Below are 20,615 nucleotides of genomic sequence, written 5' to 3'. Positions count from 1 at the left end.
CGCTCCTTCGGGGGCGCGCCGCTCTCGTGTTCCGTGGGGCGGGTCGGCTCAGTGCTGTGCGGTGCAGGGCGGCTGGGGCGCGTCGGCGGGTGCTCGCAGGCTTCGGCGGGCCCCCGAAGCCCCGCCCACACCAACCAGCACCCGCCCACCCGGGCGCGGAGCGTCAGCCGACGGGGCGACCCACGTACGAGAGCTGGAAGTAGCGGACCGCCACGATCCGGACCCGCGCGCTCGGGTTCGGCGCCTCGATCATCGTGCCGTCGCCGAGGTACATGGCGTCGTGATACATGCCGTCGGTGGCGTTGTGGTAGATCAGGACGTCGCCGCGGGTCATCGATCCGAGCGGCACCATGCGGTTGTTCGCGACGAAGTAGTTGTACTGCAGACGCACCGAGTGGCCGCCGATGTAGACGCCGGCCGCGTTGTAGGCGCCCATCATGAGGCCGGAGCAGTCCCAGCTGTTCGGGCCGGCCGCACCCCAGACGTAGGTCTTGCCGAGCTGGGCCTTGGCGAAGGCGACGGCGGTGTTGACGGCTGCGGACGACCCGGACGGGGCCGGGGCCGGCTTGCTCGGCGCGGGGGCGGGGGCCGGGGCCGGTGCTGGCTTGACGGGGGCCGGCTTCGCGGGGGCGGGCTTCGCGGGCGCCGGCTTGGCCGGGGCCGGCTTGGCCGGGGCCGGCTTCGCGGGCGCAGGCTTCGCGGGCGCGGGCTTCGCCGGGGCCGGCTCGCTCGAAGTGGTACCGGAGCCCGAACCAGAGCCCGAGCCCGAACCGGAACCAGCGCCCGAACCGGAGCCGGCGCTCGAACCCGAGCCGCTGCCGGTGCTGCCGGATCCTGCGCCGGTCGCCGTGCCCGAACCGGAAGACGCAGGGCTCCCCGCGCCGGGCGTCGCGTCGGCGAGGGTGCCGGCGGCCTGGCCGGCGTAGTACTTCTCTTCGACGGCCGCGGTCGTGCCACGGAGGTACGCGACCTGCGCGATGAGCTGCGTCTGGTTCTTCTGCTGTACAGCGAGTGCCGCGGTGGCGTCAGCGGCGAGGGAGTTCGCCCGGCGGAGGGCGGCGGCGGCGGCCTTCGTCCGCTCGGCCAGGGCCTTCTGCGCGGCCTCGGCCTGATCGGTCAGCGAGGCGGCGAGGTTCTGGTCTTGACGGGCGCGCTGGAGGAGGTCGGTGGTGCGGGCCGTCAGGTTGGTCATCGTGCCGAGCTGGTAGAGCAGGTCGGACGCGTGGCCGGACTCGGTGAGCATGTCGACGGTGAGGTTGCCGCCGCCGGCGTGCGAGAGCTCGGCGACGAGCTGACCGACGCGCTGCTCGGACACCTTCGCGGCCGCCGCTGCTTTCTTCTTCTGCGAGGTCACGGCCTCGAGCCTCGCTCGGGACGACTGCTCGGCCAGTGCGGCGATCTGGTACCGCTCGCCGGCGCCGGATGCGGAGTCGCTGGCGGATCCTGCGCGCTTCTGCAGTGTCGTGATCGCGGTGTCGAGCGCCGAGATCTGCTTCTTCGCCTCGGACTCGTGGCCCTTGGCCGCCTGGACGTCGGCCCACGACGGGTAGGGCGAGGCCACGGCGGGCGTCGCGAGGCCGACGGCCGACGAGGCGATGAGCCCGGCGGACACGGCGAGGACGAGGAGCACACCCGGTGTGCGACGGCGGGGCGTCACAGAGCGGTCGTCTCGGGTGTGCGTGTTCTCACTACAGGGTCACTCCTCGGGCCGCCATGAAGGGGACGGCGTTGACTGCGACGCCGCCGGGGCGCGTCTCGAAGTGGAGGTGGCAGCCCGTCGACCAGCCGGTCGAGCCGACCTGCGCGATGACCTGGCCGCCATCGACGTGCTGCCCCACGGCGACGTGGATGCCGCCGTCGACGATGTGCCCGTAGCCGGTGGAGATGCCGTCGCCGTTGTCGAGCAGCACGAAGTTGCCGTAGCCGCCGTAGGGGCCGGCGTAGATGACCGTGCCCGAGTGGGCGGCGTAGATGTTCGAGCCGCAGGATGCTCCGAGGTCGGTCCCGGCGTGGAGTGCGTGAGCGCCGGTGTACGGGTCGATCCGCATGCCGTAGCCGCTCGTGATGTAGCCGCCGGCGGGCTTGGTCCAGCCCTGGGAGTTGACGATGCCCGAGGCGCCGCCCTGCTTCGCGGCGAGAGCTGCAGCGGCCGCGGCGGCCTTGGCGGCGGCCTTCCGCTTCACGACGACACCGACGTTGTACTGGTGCTCGGTGAGGACGCGCTGCTGCTTGATGGCGGCCAGCTGCGCGTTGAGCCGCGTCTGGTTGGCCTGCTGGGCCTCGACGGCGGACTGCGCGGCCTCGGTGGCCGCCTGAGCGTCGGCGAGGGCCACCTTCGCCTTGTCGGCGAGATCGGCCAGGGCCTTCGCCGCGACGTCGGCCTGGTCGGTCAGCGACTGGGCCGTGTTCCGGTCTTGGACGGCCTGCGTGTAGATGCCGTCGGCCTGCTCCGTGAGCTTCGACATCGCGCCCAGCTTGTAGAGGAGGTTGCTCGCCTTGCCCGGGTTGGCGATGAGGTCGGTGCTGATGTTGTTCGAGCCCGAGCGCCCGAGCTGCGCGGCCAGCTGACCGGCGCGGGTCTCACTTGCCTTCGCCACCTTGTCGGCCTGGTCGGCCTGGGTCTGCAGCTTGGCCTTGATGCTCTCCTGCTGGTCGTAGTCGAGTTGCGCCTGCTGGAGGTCTTTGCCCTTCTGCACCGCCACGGCCTGCTTCGCGGCGACGTCGCCGGCGAGCTGCACGAGGAGCTTGTTGATGTTCTGGATCTCGACGGCCTTCTTCGACTGGTTCTTGGCGGCCGCAGCCACGTCGTTCCAGGACGGGTACTTGGCCGCCGCCGCATTCGCCTCGAGCGGCGAGCCGAGGACGACGCCCGACACCAGTACCGACCCCGCCAGGAGCATGGCGCCGAGAGCGCGACCGCGACGGCCGCGGAGGCCGCCTCCCGAGCGCGCCGAGGAGACGCGGGAGCCCGAGCCGGCGCGGAGAGCACGGCTGCGAGGAGCGTCGGAGGCGGAGCGGAAGAAGAGTGTCATCGGTTCTCAATCGTCGTCACGGTGTGGCCGGATGGCGGGTCACACTGTTAACACGAGAAACAGTAGCAACGCAGACCGACACGCCCAAGGGCGATTTCCCTCAGGCTGTCGACCGCTTCCGGCCGGAGACTCCCGTTCGAAAGTCTCAAGAACAGCTTGAAACTAACCCTGTCAGGGGATGCGACCCGTCTGCACTGCCGGTGTGGCGCATCTGTGGACGAGGGCCGTGTGACCACAACTGGGGAGAAGAGGTCGAGCGCCGAGTGGAGCGCAGGATCGCGGCATCCTGCGGATTTTGCTTTTGCCGTGAGGATCCGTATGCTTGTCCCTCGGTTGCTGGAATGCCTTCACGCCTTTCACGGCCCCATCGTTTAGTGGCCTAGGACACCGCCCTTTCACGGCGGCAGCACGGGTTCGAATCCCGTTGGGGTCACGGTACGATGGACCGAGATACACGTGAAGGAACAAGAGCAACAAAGTTTGGCCCTGTAGCGCAGTTGGTTAGCGCGCCGCCCTGTCACGGCGGAGGTCGCCGGTTCAAGTCCGGTCAGGGTCGCCATGGCTGGGTAGCTCAGTTGGTAGAGCGTTCGACTGAAAATCGAAAGGTCCGCGGATCGATGCCGCGTCCAGCCACCCTCGTTCGCGGCTCTGCCGCTTCCCCCGACTGACTGCACGAGCAGAAGTGGCGCCGACCTGGAGTCGGCGCCTTTCTTGTCTGACGGCCCGTTCAGCCACGAGCTCGGCGTGACGCACCAGGCACAGCGCGGGAGGGCGGCCGTACCCGCCCTCCCGCGGGGCCCGGCCACCCAGGAGGAGCCGAGCCGTGCATCTTGTGCACAAGACAAGGTATATAAGCCTCAGGTGCGAAAGCGCGGGAGGCGCGCCGAAGACACCGCCCGAGCCGGCGCATCCGGACGCCGACTCGGACAGCGCCGCTCGGGGCGCCGGGAGGCCTAGGCGTGGGCCGCTCGGAGGTCGGCCAGGGTGTCGGCGAGCTGCTCGACCGCCCAGTCGAGTTCGTCGGCCGTCACGACCAGCGGCGGGGCCAGCCGGATCGTGGAGCCGTGCGTGTCTTTCGCGAGCACTCCGCGGCGCATGAGGCCCTCGCAGACCTCGCGTCCGGTGGCGATCGCGGGGTCGATGTCGATGCCCACCCAGAGGCCCGCACCCCGGACGGCGACGATTCCGGCACCGCTCGCGGCGAGCGCATCGAGCCCTCCGCGGAGGCGCGCACCGAGCTCGCGGGCCGAGCGCTGCCACTCGCCGGTGGCGAGCATCCTGACGACCTCGAGTCCGACCGCCGCGGCCAGCGGGTTCCCGCCGAACGTGGAGCCGTGCTCGCCGGCGCGGAGCACCCCGAGCACGTCGCGGTCGCCCACGACGGCGCTGACCGGCACGATGCCGCCGCCGAGCGCCTTGCCGAGCGTGTAGAGGTCGGGCACGACGTCGACGAGATCGCAGCTGACGGTGGCGCCGGTGCGGCCGAGGCCGGCCTGGATCTCGTCGGCGATCATCAGGACGTTGCGGGCGGACGTCAGTCGACGCACCGCGGGCAGGTAGCTCTCCGGCGGCAGGACCACGCCGGCCTCGCCCTGGATCGGCTCGAGCAGCACGGCGACCGTGTCGTCGTCGATCGCCGCCTCGAGGGCGTCGATGTCGCCGTAGGGCACCGAGACGAATCCGGGCGTGTACGGGCCGAAGTCGGCTCGCGCCTCCGGGTCGTTCGAGAAGCTGATGATCGTGGTGGTGCGCCCGTGGAAGTTGCCGTCCATCACGACGATCTTCGCGCGATCCTGCGCCACGCCCTTGACCCGGTATCCCCAGGCGCGGGCGACCTTGATGGCCGACTCCACGGCCTCGGCGCCGGTGTTCATCGGCAGGACCATCTCCTTGTGGAGGAGAGCCGCGAGCTCTGCCGCGAACGGCCCGAGCTGGTCGTTGTGGAATGCGCGGCTGGTCAGCGTGACCCGGTCGAGCTGGGCCTTGGCCGCCTGGACCAGACGCGGGTGGCCGTGACCGAAGTTGACGGCCGAGTACGCGGCGAGGCAGTCGAGGTAGCGATTGCCCTCCACGTCGGTGACCCAGGCGCCCTCGGCGGTCGCGACGACGACGGGGAGCGGGTGGTAGTTGTGGGCGAGCGAGCGCTCCTCGACCTCGATGGCGGCCGCGCCGGCGGAGAGGACGGTGCTCATCGTCGCAGCTCGAGGGTGCAGCACTTCACTCCGCCGCCGCCGAGCAGCAGCTCGGAGAGGTCGACGCCGATCGGGTTGTAGCCGCGCTCGCGCAGCTGCTTCTCGAAGCCCTTGGCGCGAGCCGCGATGACGACGTTGTAGCCATCGCTGTAGGAGTTGAGGCCCAGGATCGCGGCGTCCTCCTCGCTGACGATGATCGCGTCGGGGTAGCGCTCGCGCAGGATCGTGAGCGACGCCTCGTCGAAGGCGCTCTCGAGGTAGGCGATGTTCGAGTGGCCGTCGACCGGCACCGGGTCGAGCACGGCGATGGCCGTGTCGAGGTGGTAGAAGCTCGGGTTGACGAGCTTCAGGGTGATGACCTGGCGACCGAAGATGCGGGCGAGCTCCTCGTGCGAGGTGGAGTCGCTGCGGAAGCCGGTGCCGGCCAGGATCACGTCGCCGACGAGGAGGAAGTCGCCCTCGCCCTCGTTGATCTGCTCGGGCACGACGACCTCGAAGCCGTTGGCGCCGAACCAGTCCATGTAGGCGGGGCCCTCGGGCTGGCGCTCCGGGTAGGTGAAGCTCGCGCCGTAGGCCTTGCCGTCGAGCACGAAGCCGCCGTTGGCCGAGTAGACCATGTCGGGCAGGCCCTCGACGGGATCGATCAGCTCGACGTCGAAGCCGAGGCCGACGTAGGTGTCGTACAGCGTCTGCCACTGGGCCAGGGCCGTGGCGGTCGACGTCGGGTTCTCGGGGTTCATCCACGGGTTGATCTTGTAGCTGACCGTGAAGTGCTCGGGACGGCACATCAGGATGGTCCGGTGGGAGGCCTGACGGGTCGGGACAGAGGGTGACTGGGTCTCAGTAGCGATGCTCACGTCTGCCAGTTTCACACGGAATACGCGCATCCTGGTGGCGTCTAACGCACTTTTCGTGCAGGATCGCGTGATCCGCGCAACAAAGGCCCGTACAGTCGACGCGTGGACAATCTCGACTTCAGCATCATCGATCTCCTCCGTCAGAACGCCCGCGCCGGGTACGGCGACATCGGCGCCGTCGTGGGCCTCAGTGCCTCGGCCGTGAAGCGCCGGGTCGACCGGATGGTGTCGGACGGCGTGATCCGCGGTTTCACGGTGCAGGTCGACCCCGCCGTCGACGGACTCGCCACGGAGGCGTACGTCGAGCTGTTCTGCCGCGGGACGGTCTCGCCCGCCGAGCTGCAGCGGATCCTGAGCACGGTGCCGGAGGTCGTCGACGCCGGCACGGTGACGGGCAGCGCCGACGCGATCGTGCACATGCGCTCGCGCGACATCCCGTCGCTCGAGGGAGCGCTCGAGCGGGTGCGCAACGCCCCGAACGTCGACCACACCCGGAGCGCGATCGTGCTGTCGAAGCTGATCAACCGCCAGCCTGCGTAGCCCGGCGCTGCTGCCGCCCTACAGCCGCAGCGCCGCCAGCTCGGCGACGGGGTTGCCGAAGCGGTGCGCCGTCATCGACACGGCCTGCTCCCGCAGGAACGGCCGCAGCTCCAGCCGCCCCGACTCGGTCACCTCGTCGGAGTAGATCGACACGTCGCAGCTTCCGCCGACAGCACGGGCCAGGGCCGCAGGATCGCCGCCGATCAGCCGGACGCGCAGCCCCCGGTACGACCCCGGCCCCGGCCCGTCGAGGACCGTGGTCGGATCGGCCTCGAGCAGCGCGGCCCGGTCGAGCGCGACCGTGTTCGGCAGCCCGAGCTGCAGGAGCCCGGAGTCGCGGGTCGCGCGCTCGATCAGCGCGAGGTCGTCTTCGACCGGCGGCTCCTCGTGGCGCTGCAGCAGGCCGGCCGCCGCTCGCGCGAGCCAGAGCCCCTCGTTCTCGACCACGATCTCGTCGACGTGCACGGGGGTGTCGGTCGCCCTCAGCACCTGCACGAGGGTCGCGGGCAGCGGCTGGGCAGTGCTGATGGTCACCGGCGCCCCGGCCACGGCGGCCGCGGCGACGAGGCGCACCAGGTCGGCCATCCGCCCGTCGGTCGAGAGCCGCAGGATCACGGGGTGCGGCCGGTAGCGGGACACGTTCCGCTCGATGCCGAGCCCCGCCGCATCGCGCGATGCGGCGTAGTGGTCGTTCCAGGCCCGGAGGTCGCTGGCGCTGCCCGACCGGACGAAGTCGAACTCGCCGAAGGTCAGGACCGACCGCGTCGCCTCGATGATCCGCACCCCGGCATCGGGCACGCCGCGCAGACTGAGCGACGACGCGGGCTCGTGGCCGTCGCGCCGCCACGAGGAGAGGCCGATCAGCTGGTCGGGGCCGCCGGCCTTCGCGCCCGTCCCGACGGTGGAGCGCTTCCAGCCGCCGAAGGGCTGACGCTCCACGATCGCGCCGGTGGTCGTGCGGTTGATGTAGAGGTTGCCCGCCTGGACTCCGGACGCCCAGATGGCGATCTCGCCGACGTCGAGCGAGTGGAGGCCGGCGGTCAGGCCGTAGTCGACCGCGTTCTGCCACTCGATCGCCTGGGCGAGCGAGTCGGCGCGCATGACGCCGAGGACCGGGCCGAAGTACTCGGTCAGGTGAAACTCGCTCCCGGGCTCGACGCCGTCGCGGATGCCGGGGCTCCAGAGCACCTCGGTGTCGTCGAGGGGCTGCGGCCGGAGGAGCCAGGACTCGCCGTCGGCCAGCGTGCGGAGCCCCCGCTCGAGCTTGCCCTGCGGCGGGTCGATGAGCGGCCCCATGCGCGTCGTCGGGACGTCGGGGTACCCGACGCGGAGGCTGGAGACGGCGTCGACGAGCTGCCGGCGGAAGCGGTCGCTCTGACCGACCGATCCGACGAGGATCACGAGCGACGCCGCCGAGCACTTCTGACCGGCGTGGCCGAAGGCGCTCTGGACGATGTCGGCCACTGCGAGATCGAGGTCGGCGCTCGGCGTGACCACGATGGCGTTCTTGCCGCTCGTCTCGGCCTGCAGCGGCAGGTCGGGTCGCCATGATCGGAACAGGGCCGCCGTCTCGAACGACCCGGTCAGGATCACGCGGTCGACCGCGGGGTGCGCGACGAGGTGCTCGCCGAGCTCGCTCTCGTCGAGGTCGACCAGCGCCAGCAGCGACGCCGGCACTCCCGCCTTCCAGAGGATCTCGGCCACGACGGCAGCGGTGCGGTGCGCCTGCGGGGCGGGCTTCAGGATGACGCCGCTGCCCACCGCGAGGGCGGCCAGCACGCCGCCGACCGCGATCGACACGGGGAAGTTCCAGGGCGGCGCGACCACCGTGAGCCGCGGCGGCACGGCGACGGCTCCGTCGAGCGAGTCGAGTCCCCTGGCCTGCTCCGCGTAGTAGAAGGCGAAGTCGACGGCCTCGCTCACCTCCGGGTCGCCCTCGGCGATGGTCTTGCCGGTCTCGCTCGTCATGACCTCGATCAGCTCGGCGCGGTGCGCGGCGAGGCCCTGCCCGACCAGGTCGAGCAGCTCGGCGCGCGTGGCGGCGTCTTCTCGCCCCCACTTCACGCCGGCCTCCCGGACGCCGGCGACGATCGCCTCCAGGCGCCCGCGGTCGTCGACCCAGGCCTCCTCGACGGTCTCGACGCCCAGTTCGGAAGTGCTCGACCGCCGCAGGATCCGTCTCGCCCACGTGCGGTTCGACTCGAGCGACGGATCGGTGTCGGCGGCGTTCACGAAGCCCGCCGTCGGCACGCCGAGGTCGAGGCGCCGCGTCCGGTCCTGGCGGCGGTTCGGCCGGGGCACCCGGTCGTCGAGGGCGTCGAGCGAGGCCAGGAACCGCCCCTTCTCGCGCTCGAAGACCTCGGGGTCGGACCCGAGGTCGAAGGCCCCCGACAGGAAGTTCTCGGGCGACGCGTTCTCCTCGAGGCGGCGGACGAGGTAGCTGATCGCCGAGTCGAACTCGTGCGGGTGCACGACCGGCGTGTAGAGGAGGAGCTGACCGACGTCGGCCCGCACCGCCGCGGCCTGGGCGGTGGCCATGCCGAGGAGCATCTCGAAGTCGACCCGGCTCGTGACCATCCGGCGCTTGGCGAGGCTGTGTGCGTAGGCGACGTCGAAGAGGTTGTGACCGGCGACGCCGATCTTGACGGCGGCGGCGTTGTCGGGCGTCAGCGCCCAGTTGAGGAGCCGCTTGTAGTTGGTGTCGGTCTCGATCTTGCTCGGCCAGGTCGCCAGCGGCCAGCCGTGGACCGCGGCGTCGACGCGCTCCATGGCGAGGTTCGCGCCCTTGACGATCCTGACCTTGATCGGCGCGCCGCCCCGGGCGACGCGCGACCTCGACCACTCGGTGAGCAGCTGCAGGGCGCCGAGCGAGTCGGGCAGGTAGGCCTGCAGGACGATGCCCGCCTCGAGGTGGAGCATCGACGGCGAGTCGAGGATGCGCGTGAAGACGTCGATCGTGAGATCGAGGTCGTGGTACTCCTCCATGTCGAGGTTGATGAACTTGGTCGTCTCGGCAGAGGCGGCGAGCTCGAACAGCGGCAGGAGGCGGGCGACCAGCCGGTCGCTCGTCTCTTCGAACGCCCAGAGCGAGAGCTGGCTCGCCACGGCGCTGACCTTGATCGACACGTAGTCGACGTCGTCACGGGCGAGCAGCTCGCGGGTCTCCTCGAGCCGGCGGTCGGACTCGGCCTCGCCGAGGACGGCCTCGCCGAGCAGATTGAGGTTGAGCCTCGCCCCGTCGGCGCGGAGCCTGCTGAGGCTGGAGCCCAGGCGCGAGGGGGTCGCGTCGACGATGAGGTGCTCGACCATCCGCCGCAGCGCCTTGCGAGCGAGCGGCACGGTCGGCCAGGGGGCGCCGGAGGCGAGACCGCCGCCCGCCGAGATGGCGGCCCGCAGGAACCACGGCAGGAACGACGGGATCGAACGGCTGAGCTCTTCGAGGCTGCGCGCTGCGACATGGATGTCTTCGGGCCGGACCACCCGGTCGACGAACCCGAGCGTGAAGTCGAGACCCGCAGGATCGCGCAGCACCCCGGCCAGGCGCGCCGCCGACGGATCGACGCGCACCCCCTCGGACGCTGCGAGCCACCGTCGGACGGTCTCGATGGTCTCGGTCGCGAGGTCGGCGGGAGGAGCATCGGACATGCTTCGAGGATATGCCGCACCACCGTCTCTACACTGGGCGAATGGCCGAGCAGCTCACCGACGAGGACTGGCTCGTCTGGGACACCTTCTACGCGATGCGGCGACGGCTCGACCGCGCGCTCGAGGTGCGTCTGCACGAGGGCTCGGGCGTGTCGGCTCCGGAGTACGAGATCCTCGCGGGCCTCGGTCGGAGCAGCGACCGGAGACTCCGGGTCCGCGACATCGCCGAGCAGATCGGCTGGGAGAAGAGCCGGGTCAGCCACCAGGTCACCCGCATGGAGAAGCGCGGCCTGGTGCGGCGGAGCGACTGCGACCTCGATGCGCGAGGGACCTGGGTCGAGCTCACCAGCGACGGCCGCCGGGCGATGCTCGAGTCGAGCCGAGGTCACAACGAGGCCATCAAGCGCTACTTCGTCGACGCCCTCGGCGGCGAGGGCGACGCGCTGCGGAGCTTCTCGCAGCGGGTGCTCGACGCGATCGGCGACGACGCGACGGACTGACGCCTGACCGGACCGGCTCTGGGACGGGACGGGACGGGCGGACGGACGGGACGAAACGCCGCCGACCCCGACCGACGCTCAGTGGAAGCGGTGGTCCTGGATCGTCATCCGGGCGCCGAAGCGGGGCTTGCGGAACCCGCTCGCCCCGATCAGCCTCATGACCCGTTCGCGGTGACCCCGCCAGGGCTCGAGCAGCTCGAGCATGCCGTCGTCGTCGACCGGCTCGCCGATGAGGGCCCAGCCCACGAGAGCCGGCAGGTGGTAGTCGCCCACGCTCGGGGAGTCGGCGTCGCCGTGGGCCCGCTGGCTCGTCTCGGCCGCGGTCCACACCCCCACGCCGACGACGGAGCGCAGGCGCTTCTGGATCTCGTCTCCGCCGCGGCCGAGGGCGAGGGTGCGCTCGAGGCCGGCAGCGACGGCGCAGACCCGCATGATCGTGGCCGAGCGCTGCGGGCCGACGCCCGCGCGGTGCCACTCCCAGCTCGGGATCCTCGCCCAGCCCGCAGCGTCGGGTGGGACGGTGAGCCCGGCCGGAGCCGGACCGGGAGCGGCGGTGCCGTGCGACCGGACGAGCTGACGCCAGGCGCGCCACGCCTCGACGCTCGTGACCTTCTGCTCGAGGACCGCGGGCACCAGCATCTGGACGACCTGGTTGGTGCGCGTGAGCCGGAGGCCGGGCAGTCGTCGCCGCGCGTCGGCCAGGAGCGGTGTCGACGACACGTCGAGCCCCGACCAGTCGTCGCCCTCGCCGAGCAGCTCGGGAACCGACTCGATCATCCACTCGGCGCCGTCGCCCCACGCGGTCGCCTCGATGCACGACGGCCCGGCCTCGAGCCGCAGCGTCGCCGGACCCAGCGGGGTCTGCACACCTCGCCAGATCGTCGATCCGATCACTCGGAACGCAGGATCGCCCGCACCGCGCGACAGCGAGCGCAGCGTCTGATGCAGATGCACCGGCTCGCGCGGCGCGTACGTCGTGTGGAGCTCGGCGGCGCGACCGGAGGCGACCGTCGAAGACATGCCAGAAGGCTAACCGCCGCGACCGACAGTGGCGGCATCGAGCCCGTGCAGGGTGAAGGCGGTCGTGACCACGCGCGCCAGCGCCTCCTCGTCGCGCCCCTCGACCGCTGACGAGATCTCGTCGACGAAGCGCCGGACCGCCCTCCGGTCGACGGGGACGGACAGGTGCAGGAACATGAACGCCAGCCGCACGCGCACCTCGCCGAGGAAGCCGAGCAGGAGCGGGTTCGTGCTGCGGCCGGAGATGAGGTCGAGCACGCCGTCGACCGCCCGGAGGTCGTCCTGCGCCCAGTCGACCTGCTGCTGGCGCCTCGCGACCGACTCGACCCGGGCGAGCCGCCGGCGGAACTCCCGCAGGTCGGCCTCGTCGAAGCGCGAGACGACCCGGTCGATCGTGGACACCGTGAGTGCCGCGTAGACCTGCAGCGAGTGCACCAGGCACTCGATCGTCGGCTCGGACACTCGCGTGAAGCGGTTCGGCTCCATCTCGACGAGCCCGATCTCGGACAGCCGCTCGAGCGCCGTGCGGATCGGGGTGCGGGACACCCCGAGCCAGCCGATGAGCTGCTCGTCGTGGAGGCGTTCACCGGCGGAGAGGGTGCCGTCGAGGATCGCGACCAGGAGACGGCGCCGGACGTCTTCGCTCAGCAGCTGCCGCGACCTCGACTGGATGGCGAGCTGGGGCACGGGGGTCACGAGGGGAACCCCGGGTGATCGGTGGACGACGTCGGCATCGTGGTTCCCCCTCAGGCTCGAAAGCAGTATTTACATGTCACACGATACTGCAGCAAGGCGGGGAGCGGAAGGTAGACTTCCCGCCGTGGCGACCCCCAAGATCCTGCTGTTCTATGTCTTCACACCGCTGCCCGACCCGGAGGCGCTGCGGCTCTGGCAGCGCGACCTCTGCGAGTCGCTGGGGCTGACCGGCCGGATCATCCTCTCGAGAGACGGGATCAACGGCACAGTCGGCGGCGATCTGCCGGACGTCAAGCGCTACCTGCGGAAGACGCGGGAGTACGCCCCGTTCCGCGACCTCGACGCCAAGTGGAGCGAGGGCGCCGGCGGCGACTTCCCGCGGCTCAGCGTCAAGGTGCGCGACGAGATCGTGAGCTTCGGGGCCCCGGGCGAGCTGCGGGTCGACGAGACCGGGGTCGTCGGCGGCGGCGTCCGGCTCGATCCCGAGAGCCTCCACGAGCTCGCGCGCGAGAAGGAGCTGACCTTCTTCGACGGCCGCAACGAGGTCGAGGCCCGGATCGGCCGCTTCGCCGGCGCCGTCGTCCCGCAGGTCGCGAACACCCGCGAGTTCGTCGCCGAGCTCGACTCCGGCGCGTACGACCACCTGAAGGACAAGCCGGTCGTCACGTACTGCACGGGCGGGGTCCGCTGCGAGGTGCTCAGCTCGCTCATGATCGACCGGGGCTTCCGAGAGGTGTACCAGCTCGAGGGCGGCATCGTCCGGTACGGCGAGCGCTTCGGCGACGACGGCCTGTGGCAGGGCTCGCTCTACGTGTTCGACGGGCGCGGGTCGGTGACCTTCAGCGATCACGCGGCGGTCCTGGCATCCTGCGTCGTCTGCGGAGCGCCGTCGTCGCACCTGCAGAACTGCGCCGACCCGCAGTGCCGCGACGAGCTCGTGGTCTGCGAGGCGCCCGCCGAGCACGAGCGCGAGGGCATCCTGTGTGCCGCTCACGCCGCGGCGGCGTAGCGTCCGGCCCATGAACGCCACTCCGGAAGAGATCAAGACCGTCGCCGATGTGCTCGACAAGGCGCGCATCGGCCTGCTGACCACCCTCGACGAGGACGGCCACCTCGTCAGCCGCCCCCTCGCGCTGGTCGACCACGAGTTCGACGGCTCCGTGTACTTCTTCGTCGCGAAGGACAGCCACAAGGTGCACGACATCGCGGCGAACCCGCAGGTCAACGTCGGCGTCGAGACGTCGAAGGGCTGGCTGTCGATCTCGGGGACGGCTCACCTCACGACCGACTCGCAGAAGATCGACGACCTCTGGACCACCGGCGCCGAGGCCTGGTTCGACCAGGGCCGCGACGACCCGCAGGTCGCGCTCCTCGAGGTCGACGCGCACACGGTCGAGTCGTGGACGAGCACCGAGCCCAAGGCCGTGACGCTCCTCAAGTACGCCAAGGCGGCCGCTACGGGCGGACACCCGAAGAACGTCGGCGAGAACCAGACGATCTCGCTCTAGCGAGAGCGAGACCGAGAGCGAGAGCGCGGGCCGGGCCGGTCTAGCGGCAGGTGACCTGCTCCCCCGAGCTCGTCACATAGAGGCCCGGCCCGACCAGCGAGCACTGCTCGGCCACCTGCACCTCGTAGCGGACCCACGAGAGCCCGATCGCCCCGACGATCACGATGCTCAGCATCGAGATCACGACGCCGGCGATGCCGAGGCCTCCTGCGAGACCGGCCGCGCGCGAGCGCCGGATCGAGTGCACGCCGAGGAACAGCCCGACCAGGCCGACGAACAGGCCCACGACGATCGATGTGATGCCGGTCGCCCGGCCGGGATCGTCGTCGACCGGCAGCCACTCGCTCGGCGACTCGTCGAAGAGCGGCGACGAAGGGCTCGGGGGCGGGGCGGTCGACGTCGCGGGCGGAGGCCCGACGAGGTCGCCGAAGAGCGGGCGCGCAGGATCGGCCTCGCCCGCCCACCCGGGGACCGTCCCGGTCGAGATGGGCTCGGCCCCGGGGCCGCCCGCGGCAGCCCATGCGGCGGCGTCGCGGGCCTGCTGCGGCGTCGCCGGACGCCGGTCGCCGGGGAGAGGCGGAGGGCCGGGAGGACCCACGCGGACGCCTGCCCCGCGCCGGAATCGCGCGAGGGCGGCGTCGTCGTCCTGTGGGCCTGCCATCGTGTCGATCCTAGGTCGTCGGTACGACATGATGGAGCCACCGCGGCACATCGACGACCGAGATCCGAACGACCGCGAGCGACCCGACGGAGTGCGAAGATGCGTATCGGAATCCTCACCAGCGGCGGCGACTGCCCCGGCCTCAACGCGGTCATCCGCGGCGCGGTCCTGAAGGGCATGCAGATCCACGGTCAGGAGTTCGTCGGGTTCCGCGACGGCTGGCGGGGCGTCGTCGAGAACGACATCGTGCCGCTCGGCCGGAAGGACATCCAGGGCATCGCCAAGCAGGGCGGGACGATCCTGGGCACGTCCCGCACGAACCCGTTCGAGGGCAACGGCGGCGTCGACCGGATCACCGAGAACCTGCGCTCGCGCGGCATCGACGCCATGATCGCCATCGGCGGCGAGGGCACGCTGGCGGCCGCGCGCCGCCTCACCGACGCGGGCCTGAAGATCGTCGGCGTCCCGAAGACCGTCGACAACGACCTCGGCGCGACCGACTACACGTTCGGCTTCGACACGGCCGTCCAGATCGCCGTCGACGCCATGGACCGGCTCCGGACCACCGGCGAGTCGCACAGCCGCTGCATGGTCGCCGAGGTCATGGGGCGGCACGTGGGCTGGATCGCCCTGCACTCCGGCATGGCCGCCGGGGCGCACGCGATCCTGATCCCCGAGCAGGCGACGAGCATCGAGCAGCTCGCCGTCTGGGTGCGGTCCGCGTACGACCGCGGCCGGGCCCCGCTCGTCGTCGTCGCGGAGGGCTTCGTGCTCGACCACGAGAACGACCCGCACTCCGAGCGCGGGCTCGACGCGTTCGGACGCCCGAGGCTCGGCGGCATCGGCGAGCGCCTCGCGCCCCTCATCGAGGAGCTCACCGGCATCGAGACCCGCGCCACCACCCTCGGTCACATCCAGCGCGGCGGCACCCCCTCGGCCTACGACCGGGTGCTCGCGACGCGGCTCGGCATGGCGGCGAGCGACTCGGTCGTCGAGGGACGCTGGGGCAGGATGGTCGCCCTCCGCGGCACCGACATCGTCCACGTCTCGTTCGAGGAGGCTCTCGGCACCCTGAAGGTGGTGCCGCAGAACCGGTACGACGAGGCCGCGATCCTGTTCGGCTGATCCGGGGCGTACCGTCGAGTCATGACCCGCGCCATCGTCGTCGAAGAGTCCGCCCCCGCCACGCTCCGGGAGGTGGACGACGCTTTCCTCCGCCAGGGCGCGTCCGACGGCGACGCCGTCGTCGACGTCGAGTGGTCGAGCCTCAACTTCAAAGACGGCATGGCGCTCTCCGGCGACCGGGGCGTGGCCAGGATCAGCCCGCTGATCCCCGGCATCGACCTCGTGGGCACCGTGACCGAGCCCGACTCGGCCGGCCGCTTCTCGGCGGGGGATAGCGTCGTGCTGAACGGCGCCGGGATCGGCGAGACCCGCCACGGCGGCTTCTCCGAGAGGGCTGTCGTCGACGCCGCGTCGCTCGTCGCGCTCCCGGAGGCCATCACGCCGAGGCGCGCTGCCGCGATCGGGACGGCCGGCTTCACGGCGATGCTGAGCGTGCTCCGGATCGAGCAGGATGTCGCACCCGGCGACGGGGACATCCTGGTCACGGGGGCGGGCGGCGGGGTCGGCTCCGTCGCGATCGCGCTCTTGTCGGGGCTCGGCTACCGGGTGACCGCCTCGACCGGGCGCCCGGAGCTGGACGGCTTCCTCCGGAGCCTCGGCGCCGCCGACGTGATCGACCGGGCGACGCTCTCCGAGCCCGGCAAGCCGCTCCAGCGTCCGCGCTGGGCCGGGGCCGTCGACTCGGTCGGGAGCCACACGCTGGCCACCGTGCTCGCGCAGACGCGGTGGGGCGGCAGCGTGGCGGCGTGCGGACTCGCGCAGGGCGGCGACCTCCCCACGACGGTGCTGCCCTTCATCCTGCGCGGGGTCTCGCTCCGGGGGATCAACTCGGTCGACGCCCCGCTCGCCCTGCGCGAGGAGGCCTGGGCGCGCCTGGCCGCCGACCTCGACCTCGACCTGCTCGACTCGCTCACCGAGGAGGTCGGCCTCACGGAGGTCGCCGGACACGCCGAGACGATCCTCGCGGGGCAGGTGCGCGGGCGGACCGTCGTCGACGTGCGCCGCTGACGGCGCCCGCTCGCTGGGAACTTCCTGTCGCTGTCCGGACACGGGCCCCCGCTCGCGTGGCGCAACCGGTCCGGCGTATCCTAGAGTCTGAGATACTCGATACTTTGACCTGCATGGAAGGTGAGGCATGCCCGTCCCGACCGGCCCCGACAACCCAGCACCGAGGCGGCTGCTGCGCGACGTCGTCTTCGAGAAGATGATCGAGGCCATCCAAGACGGCACCCTGCAGGCGGGCGAGCGCCTCAACGACGACGAGCTCGTGGCCTGGCTGGGCGTCTCACGCACCCCGATCCGCGAGGCCATCGCCAAGCTCGTCGACTACGGCCTCGTCGAGATGGAGGCGAACCGCTACACGCGGATCGTCCGCCCCACCTTCGAGATGTACCAGCACGCCATCCAGATGCTCGGCGGCTTCCACGAGCTCAGCGCCCGGTGGGCCTTCCCCCGCTTCACCGACACCGACGTGAACGACTACCTCCGCCTCTGCGACGACGCCCTGGCGCGCCTCGAGGCGCGCGAGTCGAGCGCCATCCGCGCTCTCGGGGCGCTGACCGACTTCACCCTCGAGCGCACGGGCAACCCGCTGCTGAAGCAGCTCGAGGCCACGCTCAACGCCCGGGTCGTCTTCATGATCCAGGCGGCGCTCGACGAGTTCCGCTGGGTCGAGACGATCGAGTACGTCCAGCGCCTCCGGCACGCCGCCGAGACGCGCGACCACGCGGCGATCATCCCCGCCTTCGAGGCCTTCCAGGAGGCGACCGAGAGGCATCTCGAAGCCGTCCACGCGGTCGGCGTCATCCCCGACTGACACACCGGCCGCGCAGGGCGGCCGTGCTCACCCGATTCACCGATCTCATCCCGATTGACACAGGAGAACGCTCATGCCAGTCCCTCTTCCCGCGACGCAGACCCCCGCACCCCGCCGCCTCCTCCGCGACGTCGTCTACGACAAGATGTTCTACGCGATCATCGACGGCACGCTCGAGCTCGGCGAGCGTCTCAACGACGACGAGCTCGTCAACTGGCTCGGCGTCTCCCGCACCCCCGTCCGCGAGGCCATCGCGAAGCTCGCCGACCAGGCCCTCGTCGACATCGAGGCCAACCGCTACACGCGCGTCATCCAGCCGACTTTCGACGAGTTCGTCGACACCCTCAAGACCGGTTACGACATCTGGGGTCTCATCGTCCGACGCGGGGTCGGCGCCCTCCAGCCCGCGCAGAAGAAGGAGATCGACAAGATCCTCGCCGCTCGCGGCAAGGCCTTCGCCGCGCACCAGTTCGAGGACGTCGACGCGATCGCCCGGTTCAACGACATCCTGCTGGAGGCGAGCGGCAGCGCCTCGCTGCAGCGGCTCTGGAGCACGACCAACCCCCGCCTCCTGCTCCTGATCCGTCGCGCGGCGTCGCAGGGCGTCTACCCCTGGGAGCCCGCACAGAAGTTCACCGCGGCCCTCCGCGAGGCGATCTCCGCCGGCGACGCCGAGAAGGCCGGCGACCTCATGTCGAAGCAGACCGACGAGTTCGGCGACTACTACGACGAGGTCCGCGAGAGCGGCGTCTTCCCGGCCACGGTGGTCAAGCACTGAGCGATGAGGCCGCGGGTCGGCGTCCTTCGCCGGTGCCGAGCGTCCTCGACCTGCGCGGGGTGCGCGTCAGCCGGCAGGCGCGCGACCTCCTCGAGGGCGTCGATCTGCGCGTCGAGGCCGGCGAGCACTGGGCTCTGATCGGGCCGAACGGCGCCGGGAAGACGACCCTGCTCACCCTGTGCGGTGCTCTCGGCCATCCGTCCGGGGGCACCGTCGAGGTGCTCGGCGAGCGTCTGGGGCGGGTCGAGCTCCGAGAGCTCCGCACGCACATCGGGCACGTCGACCCCCGGCACCGCATGCTCGGCGACAACACCGTCGCCGAGGTCGTGCTCACCGGCGTGACCGGCACGAGCGATCCGGTCCCGCGCTGGGAGCCGACACCCGACGAGGCCGACCGCGCCGTCGCGCTGGCCGAGTCGGTCGGGCTGAGGGCACGGGTCCAGGCCCGCTGGAGCACGCTGTCCCAGGGCGAGCGCGGCCGGGCCCTTATCGCCCGCGCGCTGATCGCCGATCCTGCGCTCCTGCTCCTCGACGAGCCGGCGACCGGGCTCGACGTCGCCGCGCGCGAGCACCTCCTCGAGACGGTCGACGCCCTGCGGATCGCGCACCCCGCGATCGCCTCGGTCACGGTGACGCACCACCTCGAAGACCTGCCGGCGTCGACGACGCACGCGATGCTGCTGCGCGCGGGCCGCGTCTACGCCACCGGCACGTCCGACGACGTACTGACCAGCGACCTCGTCTCGGGCGCTTTCGACTTCCCGCTCGCGATCACCCGCGACGCGGGCCGCTGGCAGGCGCGTCGGGCCTGAGCCGGCGGGCTCAGCCGAACAGGCGGGCTCGGCCGACCAAGCAGGCTCGCCCGAGCAGGCGGGCTCAGCCGAGCAGGATCAGCGCGGCTCCACCGCGGCAGCAGCCGCTCGCGCTGCACCGGGGAGGGCCCCGATGATCTGCGACAGCGCGCGGTCGTCGTGCGCCGCCGTGACGAACCAGGCCTCGAAGACCGACGGCGGCAGGTTGACCCCGGCGTCGAGCATGGCGTGGAAGAACGGCGGGTAGCGCCAGGTCTGCTGCGCGCGGACGTCGTCGTAGTCGCGGGGCGGCGTCTCGGTGAAGGCGAACGAGAAGAGGTTGCCCGCCCGCTGCACGGTGTGCGCGACGCCCTCGGCAGAGAGGGCCGCCGACGTCTCGCGCGCGAGGAGGTCGGCGACCTCGTCGAGCCGGCGGTAGACGGCGGCATCGGCGAGCCGCAACGTCGCGATGCCGGCCGCGACGGCGACGGGGTTCCCGCTGAGCGTCCCGGCCTGGTAGACCGGCCCGAGGGGCGCAAGGAAGTCCATGATCTCGGCGCGGCCGCCGAGGGCCGCGAGGGGCATCCCGCCGCCGATGACCTTGCCGAAGGTGATCAGGTCGGGCTCCCAGCCGGCGCCGTCGGGCACGACGTTCGACGCCTCGAGGCCCCACCAGCCGGCGCTCCCGACCCGGAATCCGGTGAGCACCTCGTCGACGATGAGCAGAGCGCCGTTCTGCCGCGTGATCGACGACAGCGCGCGATTGAAGCCGCGGTCGGGGGCGAGGACGCCCATGTTCGCGGCAGCGGCCTCGACGATGACGGCGGCGATGCGCTCGGAGTGCTCCTCGAATGCGCGGCGAACGGCGTCGAGGTCGTTGTACGGCAGCACGAGGGTCTGCGCCGCCGTCTCGGCGGTGATGCCCGCCGAGCCCGGCAGCGCGAGCGTGGCGACGCCCGAGCCGGCTTCGGCCAGCAGCGAGTCGGAGTGACCGTGGTAGTGGCCGGCGAACTTCACGAGGAGGTCGCGGCCGGTGTAGCCGCGGGCGAGGCGGATGGCGGTCATCGTCGCCTCCGTGCCCGTCGAGACCATGCGGATCTTGCCGATCGGCCGCTGCTCGCCGAAGCCGACCCGCTCGCGGACGATCTCGGCCAGCTCGGTCTCGCCCGGCGTCGAGGCGCCGAACGAGAGGCCGCGAGCGGCTGCGGACTGCACCGCGTCGACGACCGCAGGATGCGCGTGGCCGAGGATCGCCGGACCCCACGACGCGACGAGGTCGACGTACTCGCGCCCCTCGGCGTCGGTCACGTAGGCGCCCTTCGCGCCGACCAGGAAGCGGGGCGTGCCGCCGACCGAGCCGTACGCGCGGACCGGCGAGTTGACGCCGCCGGGGATCGAGGCCTTGGCGCGGGCGAAGGCCTGGTCGTTGGCGGTCAGTGCGGCGCTCATCGGCG

18 protein-coding genes and 3 tRNA genes are annotated in these 20,615 nt (G+C 71.6%); 12 read left to right on the top strand and 9 right to left on the bottom strand.

Going from position 1 to position 20,615, the window contains the following annotated elements; all coding sequences use genetic code 11:
* Positions 1-163 precede the first annotated feature (163 nt).
* Both ABD733_RS08855 and ABD733_RS08850 read right to left on the bottom strand, forming a co-directional pair.
* The gene (locus tag ABD733_RS08855) at positions 164-1,657 is read right to left on the bottom strand and encodes a C40 family peptidase (protein WP_344795128.1); all 1,494 of its coding nucleotides are present in this window, start codon (positions 1,655-1,657) and stop codon (positions 164-166) included.
* Positions 1,658-1,688: 31 nt separating this feature from the next.
* Positions 1,689-3,032 (bottom strand): peptidoglycan DD-metalloendopeptidase family protein, encoded by a 1,344-nt coding sequence (locus tag ABD733_RS08850; RefSeq protein WP_344795126.1) that lies wholly within the window; start codon positions 3,030-3,032, stop codon positions 1,689-1,691.
* A gap of 360 nt (positions 3,033-3,392) precedes the next feature.
* On the opposite strand from ABD733_RS08850, the gene ABD733_RS08845 reads away from it, so the two are divergent.
* The 3 genes from ABD733_RS08845 to ABD733_RS08835 all read left to right on the top strand — a co-directional run bounded on the left by ABD733_RS08845 (position 3,393) and on the right by ABD733_RS08835 (position 3,665).
* Positions 3,393-3,465 (top strand) — tRNA-Glu (locus ABD733_RS08845).
* Positions 3,466-3,514: 49 nt separating this feature from the next.
* Positions 3,515-3,591: transfer RNA gene (locus tag ABD733_RS08840), tRNA-Asp, on the top strand.
* 1 nt (position 3,592) lies between these two features.
* Positions 3,593-3,665, top strand: a tRNA-Phe gene (locus ABD733_RS08835).
* Positions 3,666-3,985: 320 nt separating this feature from the next.
* Here the strand turns inward: ABD733_RS08835 and rocD are convergent.
* Positions 3,986-5,224 carry an ornithine--oxo-acid transaminase gene (gene rocD, locus ABD733_RS08830; protein ID WP_344795124.1) on the bottom strand — a complete coding sequence of 413 codons (1,239 nt, stop codon included), beginning with the start codon at positions 5,222-5,224 and terminating at the stop codon, positions 3,986-3,988.
* The gene (gene ddaH, locus ABD733_RS08825) at positions 5,221-6,012 is read right to left on the bottom strand and encodes a dimethylargininase (RefSeq protein ID WP_425552899.1); all 792 of its coding nucleotides are present in this window, start codon (positions 6,010-6,012) and stop codon (positions 5,221-5,223) included. Before ddaH ends, rocD begins: the two co-directional genes overlap by 4 nt.
* Before the next feature lie 171 nt (positions 6,013-6,183).
* On the opposite strand from ddaH, the gene ABD733_RS08820 reads away from it, so the two are divergent.
* Positions 6,184-6,621: an Lrp/AsnC family transcriptional regulator gene (locus tag ABD733_RS08820; protein WP_286345721.1), complete on the top strand. Its 438-nt coding sequence runs from the start codon at positions 6,184-6,186 to the stop codon at positions 6,619-6,621.
* An 18-nt stretch (positions 6,622-6,639) separates the two neighbouring features.
* Here ABD733_RS08820 and ABD733_RS08815 read toward each other — a convergent pair whose 3' ends face one another.
* The gene (locus ABD733_RS08815) at positions 6,640-10,266 is read right to left on the bottom strand and encodes a bifunctional proline dehydrogenase/L-glutamate gamma-semialdehyde dehydrogenase (RefSeq protein ID WP_344795119.1); all 3,627 of its coding nucleotides are present in this window, start codon (positions 10,264-10,266) and stop codon (positions 6,640-6,642) included.
* Positions 10,267-10,307: 41 nt separating this feature from the next.
* Between ABD733_RS08815 and ABD733_RS08810 the strand changes: the two genes are divergently transcribed.
* Positions 10,308-10,766 (top strand): MarR family winged helix-turn-helix transcriptional regulator, encoded by a 459-nt coding sequence (locus ABD733_RS08810; RefSeq protein ID WP_344795117.1) that lies wholly within the window; start codon positions 10,308-10,310, stop codon positions 10,764-10,766.
* A gap of 78 nt (positions 10,767-10,844) precedes the next feature.
* Here the strand turns inward: ABD733_RS08810 and ABD733_RS08805 are convergent, their stop codons facing one another.
* Both ABD733_RS08805 and ABD733_RS08800 read right to left on the bottom strand, forming a co-directional pair.
* A complete protein-coding gene (locus ABD733_RS08805) occupies positions 10,845-11,786 on the bottom strand; it encodes a DNA-3-methyladenine glycosylase family protein (protein WP_344795115.1) in 942 nt (313 codons plus the stop codon).
* A gap of 9 nt (positions 11,787-11,795) precedes the next feature.
* A complete protein-coding gene (locus tag ABD733_RS08800) occupies positions 11,796-12,482 on the bottom strand; it encodes a GntR family transcriptional regulator (RefSeq protein ID WP_344795113.1) in 687 nt (228 codons plus the stop codon).
* Between the two features lie 124 nt (positions 12,483-12,606).
* Here ABD733_RS08800 and trhO point away from each other — a divergent pair, with 124 nt between their 5' ends.
* Entirely contained in the window at positions 12,607-13,491 is an 885-nt protein-coding gene (gene trhO / locus ABD733_RS08795) for an oxygen-dependent tRNA uridine(34) hydroxylase TrhO (protein WP_344795111.1), read from the top strand.
* Positions 13,492-13,501: 10 nt separating this feature from the next.
* On the top strand, positions 13,502-13,990 hold the full coding sequence (locus ABD733_RS08790; RefSeq protein ID WP_344795109.1) for a pyridoxamine 5'-phosphate oxidase family protein: 489 nt from the start codon (positions 13,502-13,504) through the stop codon (positions 13,988-13,990).
* Between the two features lie 40 nt (positions 13,991-14,030).
* On the opposite strand, the gene ABD733_RS08785 is transcribed toward ABD733_RS08790, so the two are convergent.
* A complete protein-coding gene (locus tag ABD733_RS08785; RefSeq protein ID WP_344795107.1) occupies positions 14,031-14,651 on the bottom strand; it encodes a hypothetical protein in 621 nt (206 codons plus the stop codon).
* A 99-nt stretch (positions 14,652-14,750) separates the two neighbouring features.
* Here ABD733_RS08785 and ABD733_RS08780 point away from each other — a divergent pair, with 99 nt between their 5' ends.
* The 5 genes from ABD733_RS08780 to ABD733_RS08760 all read left to right on the top strand — a co-directional run bounded on the left by ABD733_RS08780 (position 14,751) and on the right by ABD733_RS08760 (position 19,182).
* A complete protein-coding gene (locus ABD733_RS08780) occupies positions 14,751-15,776 on the top strand; it encodes a 6-phosphofructokinase (RefSeq protein ID WP_344795105.1) in 1,026 nt (341 codons plus the stop codon).
* A gap of 21 nt (positions 15,777-15,797) precedes the next feature.
* The gene (locus ABD733_RS08775) at positions 15,798-16,784 is read left to right on the top strand and encodes an MDR family oxidoreductase (protein WP_344795103.1); all 987 of its coding nucleotides are present in this window, start codon (positions 15,798-15,800) and stop codon (positions 16,782-16,784) included.
* 127 nt (positions 16,785-16,911) lie between these two features.
* Entirely contained in the window at positions 16,912-17,592 is a 681-nt protein-coding gene (locus ABD733_RS08770) for a GntR family transcriptional regulator (protein WP_344795101.1), read from the top strand.
* A gap of 73 nt (positions 17,593-17,665) precedes the next feature.
* Positions 17,666-18,370: a GntR family transcriptional regulator gene (locus tag ABD733_RS08765; RefSeq protein ID WP_344795099.1), complete on the top strand. Its 705-nt coding sequence runs from the start codon at positions 17,666-17,668 to the stop codon at positions 18,368-18,370.
* Positions 18,371-18,402: 32 nt separating this feature from the next.
* The gene (locus tag ABD733_RS08760; protein WP_344795097.1) at positions 18,403-19,182 is read left to right on the top strand and encodes an ABC transporter ATP-binding protein; all 780 of its coding nucleotides are present in this window, start codon (positions 18,403-18,405) and stop codon (positions 19,180-19,182) included.
* 78 nt (positions 19,183-19,260) lie between these two features.
* Here the strand turns inward: ABD733_RS08760 and hemL are convergent, their stop codons facing one another.
* Positions 19,261-20,610 carry a glutamate-1-semialdehyde 2,1-aminomutase gene (gene hemL / locus ABD733_RS08755; protein WP_344795095.1) on the bottom strand — a complete coding sequence of 450 codons (1,350 nt, stop codon included), beginning with the start codon at positions 20,608-20,610 and terminating at the stop codon, positions 19,261-19,263.
* Positions 20,611-20,615: the final 5 nt, after the last annotated feature.

The sequence above is a fragment of the Frondihabitans peucedani genome, assembly GCF_039537585.1.
Lineage (GTDB): Bacteria > Actinomycetota > Actinomycetes > Actinomycetales > Microbacteriaceae > Frondihabitans > Frondihabitans peucedani.
This window is presented reverse-complemented; position numbering and strand designations above follow the sequence as displayed.

Excerpts from the sequence above, each read along its gene's own strand:
- ABD733_RS08850 (WP_344795126.1), bottom strand. The coding sequence starts at position 3,032 with ATGACACTCTTCTTCCGCTCCGCCTCCGACGCTCCTCGCAGCCGTGCT.
- rocD (WP_344795124.1), bottom strand. The coding sequence starts at position 5,224 with ATGAGCACCGTCCTCTCCGCCGGCGCGGCCGCCATCGAGGTCGAGGAG.
- ddaH (WP_425552899.1), bottom strand. The coding sequence starts at position 6,012 with ATGTGCCGTCCCGAGCACTTCACGGTCAGCTACAAGATCAACCCGTGG.
- ABD733_RS08815 (WP_344795119.1), bottom strand. The coding sequence starts at position 10,266 with ATGTCCGATGCTCCTCCCGCCGACCTCGCGACCGAGACCATCGAGACC.
- ABD733_RS08810 (WP_344795117.1), top strand. The coding sequence starts at position 10,308 with ATGGCCGAGCAGCTCACCGACGAGGACTGGCTCGTCTGGGACACCTTC.
- ABD733_RS08805 (WP_344795115.1), bottom strand. The coding sequence starts at position 11,786 with ATGTCTTCGACGGTCGCCTCCGGTCGCGCCGCCGAGCTCCACACGACG.
- ABD733_RS08790 (WP_344795109.1), top strand. The coding sequence starts at position 13,502 with ATGAACGCCACTCCGGAAGAGATCAAGACCGTCGCCGATGTGCTCGAC.
- ABD733_RS08785 (WP_344795107.1), bottom strand. The coding sequence starts at position 14,651 with ATGGCAGGCCCACAGGACGACGACGCCGCCCTCGCGCGATTCCGGCGC.
- ABD733_RS08780 (WP_344795105.1), top strand. The coding sequence starts at position 14,751 with ATGCGTATCGGAATCCTCACCAGCGGCGGCGACTGCCCCGGCCTCAAC.
- ABD733_RS08775 (WP_344795103.1), top strand. The coding sequence starts at position 15,798 with ATGACCCGCGCCATCGTCGTCGAAGAGTCCGCCCCCGCCACGCTCCGG.
- ABD733_RS08770 (WP_344795101.1), top strand. The coding sequence starts at position 16,912 with ATGCCCGTCCCGACCGGCCCCGACAACCCAGCACCGAGGCGGCTGCTG.
- ABD733_RS08765 (WP_344795099.1), top strand. The coding sequence starts at position 17,666 with ATGCCAGTCCCTCTTCCCGCGACGCAGACCCCCGCACCCCGCCGCCTC.
- hemL (WP_344795095.1), bottom strand. The coding sequence starts at position 20,610 with ATGAGCGCCGCACTGACCGCCAACGACCAGGCCTTCGCCCGCGCCAAG.